A 14,435-nucleotide genomic window follows, 5' to 3' on the forward strand; every position below is an offset into this window, starting at 1 on the left:
CGTCGAACGAGCGTGCGTCACGGGGCGACAATCGCCCAGGCACCTCGTTGGGGATACAGGAGAAGACACGCGATGGAACTCGACATCAACGGACAGCGCCGCACGGTGAGCGATGACGTGGTCGATCCCGCGATGCCGCTGTTGTGGGTGCTGCGCGACGTGCTCGAGATGACGGGCACCAAGTTCGGTTGCGGCATCGCCGCGTGCGGTGCGTGCACCGTGCGCGTCGACGGCGACGCCGTGCGTTCGTGCGTGACGCCGGTGTCGGCGGTGCAGGGCCGGGCGGTGCAGACGATCGAAGGCCTGGGCACGGTCGAGCAGCGCCACGTGCTGCAGCGTGCGTGGGTCGAGCATCAGGTGCCGCAGTGCGGCTACTGCCAGTCGGGCATGCTGATGGCCGCTGCGGCGCTGCTCGGGCGCAACCCGGATCCCAGCGACGCCGAGATCGACGCCGCCATGACCAACCTGTGCCGTTGCGGCACCTACCCGCGCGTGCGCGCCGCCATCAAGAGTGCCGCGCTCGAACTCGGCTCCCCGCTGCGCGGGCGGCGCACATCGAGGCGCGCATGAAGCGACGGACCTTCCTGCTCAGTGCCGCCGGTGCCGGCGGCGTTCTGCTCGTCGGCTGGGGGCTGCTGCCGCCGCGCAGCCGGGTCGGCAACCGCAGCAGTCTGCCGGTGCACGGCGAGCAGGTGGGCCTGAACGGCTGGATCAAGATCGATCCGAACGGACAGGTGGTGCTGGCGATGCACCGCAGCGAGATGGGCCAGGGCGTGCACACGGCGCTGCCCATGCTGGTCGCCGAAGAACTCGACGTGCCGCTCGACCGCGTGAAGCTGGAGCCGGCCGGCAGCGACACGATCTATGGCAACGTCGCGATGTTCGTTGGCAGCCTGCCGATCCACCCGGCTGACCGCGAGCCGGGAGACGACAACACTGGCGTGCTGATCACCGAGTGGATGGTGGCCAAGCTGGCCCGCGAGCTCGGCGTCAATGCGACCGGCGGTTCGAGCAGCGTGGCCGATGCATGGGACGTGCTGCGCACGGCCGCTGCCACCGCGCGCGCACAACTGCTGGGCGCAGCATCGCTGCAATGGCGGCTGCCGGTGTCCGAGCTGCGCATCGTCGAGGGCGTCGTGAGCCATGCGTCGGGCCCCAGCGCGCATTTCGGCGAACTGGTCAAGCAGGCTGCCGCGCTGTCGGTCTCCGAAGTTCGAGTGAAGCCGGCTCAGACGTGGAAGCTCATAGGCCGCAGTGCGCCGCGCACCGACGTGCCGGCCAAGACCAATGGCAGCGCGCGCTTCGGCATCGATGTGCGGCTGCCCGACATGCGCTATGCGGTGATGCGCATGAGCCCCATGCTCGGCGGCGGCTACGGCCGCGTCGGCGTCGACGAAGCCCTGCGCATGCCCGGCATCGAACGGGTGGTGAAACTCGGGCCCATCGCCGGCGCCACTGCCGGCGTGGCGGTCGTCGGCCGCACCTACTGGCACGCGAAGCAGGCCGCGATGGCGATGCCGATCGACTGGCATGCGCCGCCGCATGACCCCGAGCGCGGGCTGCTCGAGAGCCGTACGATCGAGCAGTCGCTCGAAGCTGCAGCGCGAGCGGCCCAGCGCGATGGCGAAGGCTTTGCGTTTCACCGGCGCGGGGACGTGCAGGAGGCCGAGCGTTCGGCGACGCGCGTGGTCGAGCAGGTCTACCGCGCGCCGTATCTGGCGCATGCCACGATGGAGCCGATCAACTGCACGGCGCGCGTGCACGACGGCAAGGTCGAGGTATGGGTCTCGACCCAGGCGCCGACGTTGGCAAGGGACGTTGCGGCGCGTGTCGCGGGCGTCGACTCCGCCGACGTGACGGTGCACGTGCTGCTGCTGGGCGGCGGCTTCGGCCGCCGGCTCGACGTCGACTTCGTCGGCCAGGCCGTACGCGTGGCGATGGAGATGGGCGGACGGCCGGTGCAGCTGATCTGGCCGCGCGAGGAAGACCTCACGCACGACTTCTATCGTCCCGCCGCCGTGGCAGTGATGCGCGCCGCACTCGACGCCAAGGGTCTGCCGCTGGCGCTGCAGATCGCCAGCGCCGGCGACGCCATCACCCCGCGATGGATGGAGCGAGGGCTGCCGGCCCTGACCGGCCCGTTCGATCTGCCGGACAAGACCACCAGCGAAGGCCTGTTCGACATTCCCTACCAGGTGCGCCATCAGCGCGTGGCCCATGCTGCGACGAAAAGCGGTGTGCCGATCGGCTACTGGCGCTCGGTCGGCCACTCGCACAACGCCTTTTTCAGCGAGGGCTTCATCGATGAACTCGCGTTCGAGGCCCGGCAGGATCCGGTGGCCTTTCGTCTGGCGCTGCTCGACGACAAGCCGCGCCACCAGGCCGTGTTGAAGCTGGCCGCTGAAAAGGCCGGCTGGGGCACGCCGCTGCCGGCCGGCCGGGCACGCGGCGTCGCGCTGCACGAAAGCTTCAACTCCATCGTTGCCGAGGTGCTGGAGGTCTCGCTCGAACAGGGCCGGCCGCGCGTGCACCGTGTGGTGTGCGCGATCGACTGCGGCGTGGTCGTGAACCCCGGCATCGTTGCGCAGCAGATGGAAGGCGGTGTGATCTTCGGCCTCACCGCAGCCATGCACGGGCGTATCGACATCCAGCGCGGCGCGGTCCGTCAGCAGAATTTTCCCGACTATCCGCTGTTGACGCTGGCCGACACGCCGGTGATCGAAACCTACATCGTGCGCAGCAGCCGTGCGCCGGGCGGCGTCGGCGAGCCGGGAACGCCGCCGGTGGCACCGGCCTTGGCAGCGGCGCTGTTCGCGCTGACGGGGCAGCGGTTGCGCAGCTTGCCCTTCCTGCCGCTGGCTGATCGGGCAACCGCCTGACTGTCAGGCGCCGCGCGCGGCGTTCAGCTCGTCCCGTGTCGCCAGTGCCGCCTGCCGCGCGGCCGCGGCAAAATCGTCCCCGCTGCTCGCATACAGCACCGCGCGCGACGAATTGACGATCACCAGCCCGGTGATGCCGTTTGCGTCGGCACGATAACCTGCCTGCACCGTGGCGCGCGCATCGCCGCCTTGTGCGCCGACGCCGGGGATCAGCAGCGGCACCGTCGGTGCCAGCTCGCGCACGCGGGCGATCTCTTCCGGGTAGGTTGCGCCGACCACCAGGCCGAGCTGGCCGTTGCGGTTCCAGTCTCCCTGCGCCAGCGACGCCAGGTGCTCGTAGACGCGCGGCTGGCCGTCGACGTCGGCCAAGCGCCGGTTCTGCAGATCGGAGCCGCCGGGGTTGGAGGTGCGGCACAACAGGATCGCGCCCTTGCCCGGGTGGCGCAGATAGGGCTCGACCGAGTCGTAGCCCATGAAGGGCGACAGCGTCACTGCGTCGGCGCCGTAGCGCACGAAGGCCTCCTTGGCGTACTGCTCGGCGGTCGAGCCGATGTCGCCGCGCTTGGCGTCGAGGATCACCGGCACCTGCGGCGCGACGGCACGCATGTGTGCCATCAGCTTCTCGAGCTGCGCCTCGGCGCTGTAGGCCGCGAAATACGCGATCTGCGGCTTGAACGCGATCACCAGGTCCTGGGTGGCATCGACGATGGCTGCGCAGAATTCATAGATGCGCGACGGATCGCCCTTCCACGCGCCGGGAAATCGGGCCGGCTCCGGGTCGAGCCCCACGCACAGCAGGGAGCGGTTGGTGCGCTCGGCGGCGCGCAGCATGTCGATGAAGTCCATGGGCCGCATTTTATGGACCTGCCCCCGGGGGCCGCGCAAGGCCCCTAGAATCATCCGATGTTTCTCTCACCCGCAGGAGGGCAGCAGGTATGAGCACCGGCATTGCTTCGTCTTCATCGCGCCGTTCCCTGGTCGACGTGGCGGTCGACAAGATGCGCGAGCGACTGGAGCGCGGCGAGTGGCGCGTCGGCGAGCGCATTCCGGTGGAAGCCGAGCTGGCGGCCCAGTTGGGCGTCAGCCGCAACACGGTGCGCGAGGCAGTGCGCGTGCTGGCCTTCAGCGGCGTGCTCGAGGTGCGCCAGGGCGACGGCACCTACATCCGCTCGGCGGTGGACGCCAGCGACGTGCCGCAGGACCTGAGCCGCGCAACGTTGCGCGAGCATCTGGAGGTGCGGGCCATGCTGGAGGTGGAGGCGGCGCGCCTGGCCGCGCGGCGGCGCACGCCGGAAGACCTGGAGCGCATCCGTGCGGCCTTGTCGCTGCGCGGCGAGCATCTGAACCGCCGCCGCCCCAGCGTGTTCGTCGAGCACGACCTGGCTTTTCACCGGGCGGTGGTCGACGCGGCGCACAACCCGGCGCTCGGCAAGCTGTATCACTTCTTCGAGCGTGCGGTGCGCTCCACGGTGCGGGCGACGCTGGAACTCGGCGGCCTGCCGGAGCCGGACTACCTCGCCCACGTGGCTGTGTGCGACGCGATTGCGCGGCGCAACGAGGCCGCGGCGGTGGATGCGGCGCGTGCGCTGCTGCAGCCGATACTCGAAGCGCTGGACCCCACGCCACCTCAGCCTGCAGCGCCCCGGCGGCCCCGCTGACACCGGAGCCGGCTCAACTGCCGATGCGGCCTGCGAGGCCAGCCGCCAGGCCGGTGTAGTTGGCCGGCGTCATGGCGGCCAGGCGGTCCTTCTCTGCTTGCGGCAACTCCAGCGTCTCGATGAACTGCTGGATCGCTGCACGCGTGATGGCCTTGCCGCGCGTCAACTCCTTCAACCGCTCGTACGGGTTGGGCAGGCCATAGCGGCGCATGACGGTCTGGATCGGCTCGGCCAGCACCTCCCAGGCCGCGTCCAGGTCGTCATGCAGCGCCTGCGCATTGACTTCCAGCTTGTCGAGCCCGCGCGCGAGCGAGTCGTAGCCCAGCAGCGCATAACCCAGCGCGACCCCCATGTTGCGCAGCACCGTCGAGTCGGTCAGGTCGCGCTGCCAACGGCTGATCGGCAGCTTCTGGCTCAGGTGTGTCAGCACCGCATTCGCGAGGCCGAAGTTGCCTTCGGCGTTCTCGAAGTCGATCGGATTGACCTTGTGCGGCATCGTCGACGAGCCGATCTCGCCGGCCTTGGTGCGCTGCTTGAAGTAGCCCAGGCTGATGTAGCCCCACACGTCGCGAGACCAATCGATCAGGATGGTGTTGGCGCGCGTGACCGCGTCGAACAGCTCGGCCATGTAGTCGTGCGGCTCGATCTGGATGGTGTACGGGTTGAAGGTCAGGCCCAGCTGCTGCTCGACGACCCGGCGCGAGAACGCCTCCCAGTCGAACGCCGGGTAGGCCGCCAGGTGTGCGTTGTAGTTGCCCACCGCACCGTTCATCTTCGCAAGCAGCTGCACGCCCGCAATGCGCTCGCGCGCGGTGGCCAGGCGCGCCACGACGTTGGCGATTTCCTTGCCGACGGTGGTCGGGCTGGCGGTCTGCCCGTGCGTGCGACTGAGCATCGGCATGGCGGCCAGGTCGTGCGCCAGGGCCGTCAGCTTCGCGATCAGCCGTTCGAGGGCGGGCAGCAGCACCTGCTCGCGGGCACTCTTGAGCATCAGTGCGTGCGAGGTGTTGTTGATGTCCTCGCTGGTGCAGGCGAAGTGCACGAATTCACCGGCCGACTGCAGTTCGGCGTGGCCTTCGAAGCGCGACTTGATCCAGTATTCGACCGCTTTGACGTCGTGGTTGGTGGTCTTCTCGATGTCCTTGATCGCCTGCGCGTCGGCAGCGGAGAAGCCGTCGACCAGACTCCGCAGGTGCGCACGGGCGGCCGGCGACAGCGGCGCGAGCTCGGCAAAGCCGGCGTCCGACAGCGCGATGAACCACTCGACCTCGACCTGCACCCGGCGGTGCATCAGGCCGAACTCGCTGAGCAGCGGGCGTAGCGCCGCGACTTTGGCGGCATAGCGGCCGTCGAGCGGCGACAGGGCGGTGAGGGGGGAGAAGTCCATGGCGGTGGGCGAGCCGGGCAGCTCGGCGAAGACGCGGAAAGAAGGCGTGATTTTAGGCGCTCCGCCTGCCCGGCCCCGGAGCGAGGCGCATCGGTGCCGCAGCCTCCTTCGCGCAGCCGCGCCGACGTCGATGCGTCGGCGGACAAGCAGCCCGCGCCGGTCCACGGCACCAGACCCCTGCGCAGGGCCGGGCCTCAAGGCGTCGCGGCCGCTTCGCGAAACATCGCCACCCGCTCCGCGTCGGGCGGATGGCTGGCGAACGCGATGCCCAGCGCCGAAGGCTCGCGGTCGCCGGTTTTTTCGGCCATCTTGTCGAAAAAGCGCACCATGGCCAACGGCGAGATGCCGGCGGCCTTCATCAGACGGATCGCGTCGCGGTCGGCTTCACGCTCGGCATGGCGCGAATAAGCCGCCTGGCCGAGCACCACCGGCGCGGTCGCGAGCCAGCCGCTGAAGTCGCCGAAGGCGACGCTCGCTACGGCCCCGAGGAGGGTGGCCTGGACCAGCGCGCGCATGCCGTGCCGGCGTTCGACGTGACCCAGTTCGTGCGCGAGCACGCCGACGATGGCGTCTGCGTCGCCATCGACCAGCTTGACCAGTTCGTCGGTCATGACCATCGTGCCGCCCGGCAGCGCGAAGGCGTTCGGGCCGATGCGGCTCTGGTGGAAGTGCAGTTGCCAATCGGGGGCGCCGCCGTCCGGGTAGGCTCGTTGCACCGCCTGTTGGAAGGCCTGGCGGTAACGCTGCTGATCGGCCTGCGGCAGTGCGCTGGGTTGCAGCAGGTGGGAGCCGATCGACGCGTAGGCCGATGCACCGATCGTCTCGTCGACGACGTGCGGCACGAAGCTCACCACTCCGCGCGCCGCCCACGGCAAGCCCCATTGGTAGCCCAGGGCCACCAGGCCGAGCAGCAGCACGACCGAGGCGAACACCCAGCGCCAGCTCTGCTGGACTTGCGACACCAGGCCGTCGTGCTGGCCGGCTGCCTGGACCCATGCGTCCCATGCGGCGGCATCTGGTGCGTGCAGCGAGGCACCGTCGTCCAGGTGTGCGATGCGCTTGCCGTGGCGCGTGCGCTCGGGCCACTGGACGTCGCGCAGAGGGACGCTGCGTTCGACGCCGTCGCCTCGCAGATGCAGCATCCCATCGCCGATGCAGGCCTGCACCCGCAGCGCGCGTGCGCGGCGCCCGTCGAAGTAATCGAGTGCCAGCGTCGGAGCGGAACGGTCGGACGCGTTCACAGGCCGATGTCGAAGCCGAGCAGTTCGTCGCCCATGTCGGCGGCGGCGTCGCCGGTGCGGGGCTTGAGCGCCATGTAAAGCTCATCGAGATCGATACGCGAGACCAGCGTCACGGCTTCCAGTCGCATGCGCCGGCTGGCGATCGTCGCCCACGGCCAGTACAGCCCCAGCGTGATCAGCACCAGCAGGTAGTTCTTGAGCTGCAGGCCCAGGTAGCGCGACAGCGCCAGCTCGCTGCGAAACCGCAGGTAGCGGTTGCCGGTCTTGGTCCACAACAGGTTCTGCAGCCGCACCGTGAAGTAGGGGCCGACGACGATGTAGAGGTACAGGCCGCCGAACAGGAACAACGCCCAGGCGAACGTGGCGAGCGCGACCATCAGTGCCGAGTACCAGCCCTTGTCGGCAAGGACCCCGCCGAGGGTCAGTGCCACGGCGATGCAGAACGCCACCGGCACCAGCAGCACCAGGCCCAGCGTGCGCAGGTAGATGCCGTAGATGGTGCCGGCCCCCACGCGCAACTCGCTCTGGAGCTGTGCGACGCGGTAGTGGTCGTGCTGGTATTTCTTCTGGCGCCAGTGAAAGTAGGGCAGGGCCAGCAGGCCGACGCCCAGCAGCGCGAGGATGGCCAGGCCGACCGTGGCGGCCGCCGCTGCATCGGCCTGGCCGCCCTCGGGGTCGGCCAGCATTCCGAGCGCCGACGGCAGCAGCAGGAAGATCAGCAGCGGCACCGCCAGCGCCTTGTACGCGTCGGCGGCAGAGCCGGCGAACGCGAAGCGCAAGCCGCGCCAGCTGGTGTGGCCGAGCCGGAACTGCAGCGCCGCGCGAAACAGCACCGGCCATAGCAGGCTCAGCGCCAGCGCAGCGACGAAGCCGGCGATCGGCGAGAACTCGCCGGCCTGGCCATAGGCCACCAGCAAGACCCCCGCGAGCAGCGTGCCGCGCAGCATGCGCCTGGGCTGTCCGTGGAAGTCGAGCGCATGGCCCGCGACCACCGTGTTGCCGTAGAAATAACGCAGCTTGCGCACCTTGGCCCAGGGGTAGTAAAGGCCCAGCGTCACCAGCGTGAGCAGCAGGTTGACGATCCAGATGCGGAAGTATTCGGAGCCGGAGCCGGTGAACTCCAGCGGGATGTGGTGCGCGTGTGCGGGGTGCAGCAGCCGCGAGAAGACGCTGTTGACCGGCGGCTCGGCACCGATGGAGCTCACCATGCCCGGCATGCCGCCGCTGTCGACGACCACGCCGAGGTCGGGCATCGCCTGCGGCCCGGATGCAATGCTCGTGTTCATTTTTTCGCTCCTCCCCGCGGGTTTTTCACCTCGATCCGGGCGACTGTAACACCGGGATTCCAGCGCCGGCGCCCTTCGTGTCGTGTTGACGACAGCCCCAAGAAGGGGGTGGCAGCTGCCCGGAAGCGAGGTCCAACACCCCCTAGAATCAGCTCCACACCATCGCAGTCACACCATGAAACTGATCGGATCGCTGACCAGCCCCTACGTGCGCAAGGTGCGCATCGTGATGGCGGAGAAGAGGCTGGACTACAAGCTCGAACTCGAAGACGTCTGGGCCGCCGGCTCCGGCATCACCGAGTCCAATCCGCTGGGCAAGGTGCCCTGCCTGGTGATGGAGGGTGGCGAGGCGGTGTTCGATTCGCGCGTGATCGTGGAATACCTCGACACGTTGTCGCCGGTGCAGCGGCTGATCCCGGCCTCCGGCCGCGAACGCGTCGAGGTGCGCACCTGGGAAGCGCTGGCCGACGGCCTGGTCGACGCCAGCATCCTCGCCCGGCTCGAACTGACCTGGCCGGGCCGCACCGAACTGCAGCGCAGCGCGGCCTGGGTCGACCGGCAGATGCACAAGGTGCACGCGAGCATCAAGGCGATGGGCCAGGGGCTCGGCGACCGGCCCTGGTGCGCCGGCATCCATTTCACGCTGGCCGACATCGCCGTCGGCTGCGCACTCGGGTATCTCGATTTCCGTTTCCCGCAGATCGACTGGCGGCGCGACCACCCCAACCTTGCGAAGCTGTACGACAAGCTGTCGCAACGCCAGAGCTTCGTCGACACGCAGCCTCCGCAGAGCTGAACCACCTTCCCCGGAAAACGCCGCGTCAAGCGGCGTTTTGCTTGGAGACCGCGGCAGGCACCGGTGCCGAGAAGCTCAAGCGCACGGACCAACCTTCCGGGTGTGGGCCGATCTCGATGTCGGCGCCGAGATGTTGCGCGCGCTGGCGCATGTTCGCGAGGCCGCGCTTGCCGCTGGGCATCGCCGGCAGGCGGCGCGTGCCCGGCGTCGAACGCTGCAGAAGGCCGTTGTCGAGCACGGTCAGCTCGATGCGGTGACCGGCGCGCGCGAGCGTCAGCCACACGACGGTGGCCTGCGCGTGCTTGATGACGTTGGTGAACGCTTCGCGCACGATGCGCAGCACCTGCAGCGTGTCGCCTGGCCGCAGCTCGGCGTCCACCGCCTCGTCGTCGACGTTCCAGACCAGCCGCACGCCGGCCGCGCGCAGCGACGGCTCGACCCGGAAGCGCATCTCGGCCAGCGCCTCGCCGATGCTGCACTGCTCGGCCTCGAGCGAGTCGAGTGACAGCCGCAGTTCGACCAGGCAGTCGTCAAGCGCCTGGCGCAACTGGTGCAAGGTGGGCGACTCGATGCCGTCGGCGCTCGGCGACAGTTGCTGTGACAGTGCGATCGCACCGACCAGCCTGCCGCCCAGGCCGTCGTGCATCTCGCGCAGGATGCGGTCGCGCTCGGCACTGGCCGCCTGGTGGCGCTCGACCTCGCGGCGACTTTCGAACGCCAGCTGCAGCTCGTTCTGCTTGCGCTCCACGGCGTCCTGCAGGTTGCGGTTGATGTCCCGCAGCCGGGCAAGCGTGGACGAATAGTCCTCGACCAGGCGCCAGGCCATCACGAACAGCAGAAAGAAGATCGCGTAGCGCGACCAGGTGTAGGCGTCGTAGTCCTGCTGCAGCCGGAACACGACCCAATCGCGTGCACCGAAGATCGCCCCGACCACCGCCGAGAAGCACAGCAGCGCGCCGGTGCGCGAGCGCTCGCGCACCGTGTAGTGCGCCAGGAACACTGCCATGCTGACCGTCACGACGAGTATCAGCAGCAGGTGCGCGGTGCGCAATAGCGGCAGGTTGAAGAGCGCATTGCCCAGCGACAGCAGCAGGGCCGACCCGACGAAGCCGGCCATCAGCCGCCGTGCGATCGGCGTGTCGCGCTGGATGACCGTGAGCAGCGACATCGAGATCGACGCCACAAAAACGCTGTAGCTCAACTCGAACGCCCAGTGCAGCGGGCCGGCCCAGATGCCGGGAGCGTGCACGTTCAAGGCACTGACGCGCCAGGCCCACACCAGGTTGGCCAGGGCGAACCAGCCATACATCGGCAGGCGCGTGCGCCAAGCCAGCAGCAGTGCCAGCATGCCCATCACGAGGCTGGCGCTGATCACGAACCAGCTGCCGCGCACCTGCGCGGTCATGGCCTGCTCGTACAGCGGTTCGAGTTCGCTGTCGTTGCCGACCCAGACGGTCGAGAGGCCGGCTTCGCGCTTCGGCTGCCCGATGACCTCGATCACCAGCGTGTTGCCGCTGGCACGCAGCAGCGTGCGCGGCAACCGGATCAGGTGCGGCTCGTTGTTGTAGTTCGGCAGCGGCAAGGTATCGCCGCCGACTTCGAGCACCGACTGGCCGTTGAAATGCACTCGGAAAGCGTTGCCGGCACGGCGCAGGAAAAGGGAAGGCCGGTCGACCTGCAGTGCCGAGTCGGGCACGCTGAGCCGGTAGCTGGCCCGCCCATTGCGGCGCGGCGCCGTGTGTTCCCAGCCATCCGGCAGGCGCACCGGGTGCTCGATGGCGCCGGGCTCGGTGAGATCGATCAACCAGGCCGAGCGCACGTGGACGGGGGCGGCACCGGCAGACGTGGCAGCGAGCAGCGCCAGGACCCACGCCAGGACCAGCGCGGCGACAAGCCGGCCCAACCCGAACAGGCGAATCATCAGCCTGCCAGGCGCATCGCGGCGGGCTGGTGGCGGATCTGCAGCTTCGCGTAGATGCCGCGCACGTGCGTGGCGACGCCATGCGCCGTCATCATCAGGCGTTCCGCCACTTCTTCGGGCACATAGCCCTGCGCCACCAGTTTCAGGACCGCTTGCTCGGCACCGGACAGCCGGTCGGCGCTTTGCCTCGCGCCGTCGAAGCGCTTGAGCAGGTAGCGGGCGATGGCCGGCGAGATCGGCGATTCGCCATGCGAGGCGCACTGCACGGCCTGCACCAGTTCGCGATCCGGGCACCCTTTCAGGAAATAACCGTCGGCCCCGGCCTCGATCGCGTGGATCACCCGGCTTTCGTCGCCAAACACCGAGAACACCAGGATATGCGGGTGCCAGCCGGCGTGCCGGTGTGCGTTCAACTCGCGGATCAGCTCGGTGCCGTCGCCATCGGGCAGGCCGAGATCGGACAGCAGCACGTCCGGCCGGCGCTCCGGCAGCTCGGCGCGCGCTTTCGACAGGCGGTCGGCATGGCCGACGCAACGGATGCCGGCTGCACCATTGAGCGCGTCGAGCACGTGGCGAGCCAGCAAAGGGTCGTCTTCGACCAGGTAGACCGAAAGCACGGGGAGGCTGTCCAGGGGGTGGTCCTGTAATGTAACGGCCATCCTAATCAAGCCTTCCCGCGCCGGCATCCCCATGGATTGGGGGATACCCGGTCTTTCTACAGCTGCGCCATCGGCTGGAACGAATGAGCCTGCGCCAAGGGCCAGTACCGCGCGAAGACCTGTTGTGGCAATTCCGCGACGAGCAGCGCGCCCGGCGCCACGAAGGGCAGCAGCCCTGCCAGCAGTTTGACCTCGTGGCGCGCGGTGCGGTGCACGATGTGCGCGGCGGTGATTTCGTTGGGATGGCCGAGCCCGGCCGCCTGCACCAGCTCCTTCAGCGCGATCAGCGTGTTCTGGTGGTAGCGGTGGACGCGTTCGGCCTTGTCCGGCACCACCAGCGCGCGCTGGCGCCGGGGGTCCTGCGTCGCCACGCCGCTCGGGCAGTGCCCGGTATGGCAGGCCTGCGCCTGGATGCAGCCGAGCGCGAACATGAAGCCGCGTGCCGAGTTGCACCAGTCCGCACCGAGCGCCATCATGCGGGCGATGTCGAAGGCGCTGATGACCTTGCCGGCGCAGCCGATGCGTATCTGCTGGCGCAGGTTCAGCCCGACCAGCGTGTTGTGAACCAGCAGCAACCCTTCCTGCAGCGGCGCGCCGACGTGGTCGGTGAACTCCAGCGGTGCGGCACCGGTGCCGCCTTCGGCGCCGTCCACCACGATGAAGTCGGGCGTGATGCGCGTTTCGACCATGGCCTTGGCGATGGCGAACCATTCCCACGGATGGCCGATGCACAGCTTGAAGCCGGTCGGCTTGCCGCCCGACAGCCGGCGCAGCCGCTCGACGAACTGCAGCAGCTCGATCGGGGTCGAAAACGCACTGTGAGCGGCCGGCGAGATGCAGTCCATGCCTTCCGGAACGCCGCGTGCGGCGGCGATCTCGGCGGTCACCTTCGCGCCTGGCAGCACGCCGCCGTGGCCCGGCTTGGCGCCCTGGCTCAGTTTGATCTCGATCAGCCTGACCTGCGGTTCGCGTGCAGCCTCGGCGAACTTGTCGGGATTGAAGCTGCCGTCCTCGTTGCGACAACCGAAATAACCGGAACCGATCTCCCAGATCAGGTCGCCGCCGTTCTCGCGGTGCCAGCGGCTGATCGAGCCTTCGCCGGTGTCGTGCGCGAAGTTGCCGCGCCGTGCACCTGCGTTCAGTGCCAGCACCGCGTGGGCGCTGACCGAGCCGAAGCTCATCGCCGAGATGTTGAACACGCTGGCCGAGTAAGGCTGCGCGCACTGCGGCCCGATGGTGATGCGGAAGTCGTGTGTCGGCAGTTGCGTCGGCACTGCCGAGTGGTTGATCCACTCGTAGCCATCGGCCCCCACATCGCGCTGCGTCCCGAAGGGCCGCTTGTCGGGCTCGCCCTTGGCGCGCTGATAGACCAGCGATCGCTGCTGGCGCGAGAACGGGGCGGCCTCGTTGTCGCTCTCGATGAAATACTGGCGGATCTCCGGCCGCACGAACTCGAGCAGGAAGCGCAGGTGTCCGATGACCGGGTAGTTGCGCAGCACGGAATGGCGGCCTTGCCGCACGTCGTGCAGGCCGGTGACGAGCAGCGCCGCGAACAGCAGCACCCACCAGCCGCCGGTGTCGAAGCCGACCCAGACGAAGGCGGCCAGCAGGAAGCCGATGGCGCTCGCGAGCCAGGCGAGGTAGCGGATCGGGAAATGCCGGTCGAGGGCGATCAGCCAGTACGGCATGGGGTGCTCCGAAGTCGCGACGCGGCATCGTATGCCGTGCAGCAAAAAGCTGGACGGTCAACGGGGCGAAGCGTTTCCGGCCCGGCGTGCTGAGACAATCCGGGATTGCCCGCTGGACACGCCGATGAAACCCAACATGCCCCCCCTGACCGACGCTGAACTCGACCAGCTCGAGGTCCTGCTTGCCGAAATGTCCGAACGCAGCGAGGCCGTGCCGGACCTCGAGCAGCTCGATGGCGTGCTGGCCGCGATGGCCTGCGGCCCGACGCCCAGCGCTCCGGCCGAAGCACTGCCGCAGGTGATCGGCGAGGCGCTGCCCTTTGCCGACGAATCGCAGCAGGTGCTGGTGATGGACCTGATCGAACGCCGCTGGCAGGACGTGCTGCGTGCTGTCGAGGCGCCGGTGCAGCGGCTCGACGATGACCGGGCGCTGAACCCGCTGCTGACCGACTGGGAGGCGGTGATCGCGCACACCCCCGAGGAAGAGCGCGCCGCCTTCGGAGAGGTGCCCGGACTGGGCGCCGTGTGGGCCAGCGGCTTCCTGCAGGCCGTCGATGCCTTCGAGGACGAATGGCTGCTGCCGGCCGACGACGAAGGCAACGAGTTCGTCGACGGCTGCCTGCAGTTGTTCGAAGTGCTGGCGAGCGACGAGGCCGAACTGGCCCCCGAGCAGCGCGAGATGAGCCGCGACGAGCGGCTGGCCGATGCGATGTGGGCCGTCTACGACCTGCGCGACTTCTGGCGCGAGCGCGCGTCGCGCCGGCCGGTGGCCCAGGTGCGCAAGGAAGCCGGCCCGGGCCGCAACGACCCCTGCCCCTGCGGCAGCGGCAAGAAGTACAAGAAGTGCCACGGAGACCCGACCAAGGCCTCCTGAGGGCGCTCGCTGCGGCGCGAGCACCCGAGTTGGGGAGGGTCGAAAG

At 68.9% G+C, this 14,435-nt stretch carries 12 protein-coding genes; 5 read left to right on the top strand and 7 right to left on the bottom strand.

The genetic code is table 11. From position 1 onward, the window contains the following. Window positions 1–72 precede the first annotated feature (72 nt). Together M8A51_RS06380 and M8A51_RS06385 are read left to right on the top strand one after the other, a co-directional pair. A complete protein-coding gene (locus M8A51_RS06380) occupies window positions 73–570 on the top strand; it encodes a (2Fe-2S)-binding protein (RefSeq protein ID WP_259371881.1) in 498 nt (165 codons plus the stop codon). Then, on the top strand, window positions 567–2,879 hold the full coding sequence (locus M8A51_RS06385) for a xanthine dehydrogenase family protein molybdopterin-binding subunit (protein ID WP_251777360.1): 2,313 nt from the start codon (window positions 567–569) through the stop codon (window positions 2,877–2,879). The genes M8A51_RS06380 and M8A51_RS06385 overlap by 4 nt, the downstream gene beginning before the upstream one ends. 3 nt (window positions 2,880–2,882) lie before the next feature. Here the strand turns inward: M8A51_RS06385 and pyrF are convergent, their stop codons facing one another. Then, window positions 2,883–3,725 (bottom strand): orotidine-5'-phosphate decarboxylase, encoded by an 843-nt coding sequence (gene pyrF / locus M8A51_RS06390; protein WP_251777361.1) that lies wholly within the window; start codon window positions 3,723–3,725, stop codon window positions 2,883–2,885. Window positions 3,726–3,814: 89 nt separating this feature from the next. Between pyrF and M8A51_RS06395 the strand changes: the two genes are divergently transcribed. Further along, entirely contained in the window at window positions 3,815–4,537 is a 723-nt protein-coding gene (locus tag M8A51_RS06395; RefSeq protein ID WP_251777362.1) for a FadR/GntR family transcriptional regulator, read from the top strand. A 13-nt stretch (window positions 4,538–4,550) separates the two neighbouring features. Here the strand turns inward: M8A51_RS06395 and purB are convergent, their stop codons facing one another. From purB to M8A51_RS06410, 3 genes are all read right to left on the bottom strand, one after another. Continuing rightward, window positions 4,551–5,924: an adenylosuccinate lyase gene (gene purB, locus M8A51_RS06400; protein ID WP_251777363.1), complete on the bottom strand. Its 1,374-nt coding sequence runs from the start codon at window positions 5,922–5,924 to the stop codon at window positions 4,551–4,553. Between the two features lie 194 nt (window positions 5,925–6,118). After that, a complete protein-coding gene (locus tag M8A51_RS06405; RefSeq protein WP_251777364.1) occupies window positions 6,119–7,165 on the bottom strand; it encodes a M48 family metallopeptidase in 1,047 nt (348 codons plus the stop codon). Further along, window positions 7,162–8,451 (bottom strand): YjgN family protein, encoded by a 1,290-nt coding sequence (locus M8A51_RS06410; RefSeq protein WP_251777365.1) that lies wholly within the window; start codon window positions 8,449–8,451, stop codon window positions 7,162–7,164. Before M8A51_RS06410 ends, M8A51_RS06405 begins: the two co-directional genes overlap by 4 nt. A 175-nt stretch (window positions 8,452–8,626) precedes the next feature. On the opposite strand from M8A51_RS06410, the gene M8A51_RS06415 reads away from it, so the two are divergent. Continuing rightward, the gene (locus tag M8A51_RS06415) at window positions 8,627–9,247 is read left to right on the top strand and encodes a glutathione S-transferase N-terminal domain-containing protein (RefSeq protein WP_251777366.1); all 621 of its coding nucleotides are present in this window, start codon (window positions 8,627–8,629) and stop codon (window positions 9,245–9,247) included. 25 nt (window positions 9,248–9,272) lie between these two features. On the opposite strand, the gene M8A51_RS06420 is transcribed toward M8A51_RS06415, so the two are convergent. The 3 genes from M8A51_RS06420 to M8A51_RS06430 all read right to left on the bottom strand — a co-directional run bounded on the left by M8A51_RS06420 (window position 9,273) and on the right by M8A51_RS06430 (window position 13,515). Beyond that, complete coding sequence (locus tag M8A51_RS06420; RefSeq protein ID WP_251777367.1) at window positions 9,273–11,168, bottom strand: sensor histidine kinase; 1,896 nt, start codon at window positions 11,166–11,168, stop codon at window positions 9,273–9,275. Beyond that, window positions 11,168–11,785 (bottom strand): response regulator, encoded by a 618-nt coding sequence (locus tag M8A51_RS06425; protein WP_251777368.1) that lies wholly within the window; start codon window positions 11,783–11,785, stop codon window positions 11,168–11,170. The genes M8A51_RS06420 and M8A51_RS06425 overlap by 1 nt, the downstream gene beginning before the upstream one ends. A 98-nt stretch (window positions 11,786–11,883) precedes the next feature. Continuing rightward, complete coding sequence (locus M8A51_RS06430; RefSeq protein WP_251777369.1) at window positions 11,884–13,515, bottom strand: FMN-binding glutamate synthase family protein; 1,632 nt, start codon at window positions 13,513–13,515, stop codon at window positions 11,884–11,886. Window positions 13,516–13,651: 136 nt separating this feature from the next. Between M8A51_RS06430 and M8A51_RS06435 the strand changes: the two genes are divergently transcribed. Then, the gene (locus tag M8A51_RS06435; RefSeq protein WP_251777370.1) at window positions 13,652–14,389 is read left to right on the top strand and encodes a UPF0149 family protein; all 738 of its coding nucleotides are present in this window, start codon (window positions 13,652–13,654) and stop codon (window positions 14,387–14,389) included. Window positions 14,390–14,435: the final 46 nt, after the last annotated feature.

Source organism: Caldimonas mangrovi, from assembly GCF_023721835.1.
Lineage (GTDB): Bacteria > Pseudomonadota > Gammaproteobacteria > Burkholderiales > Burkholderiaceae_C > Caldimonas > Caldimonas mangrovi.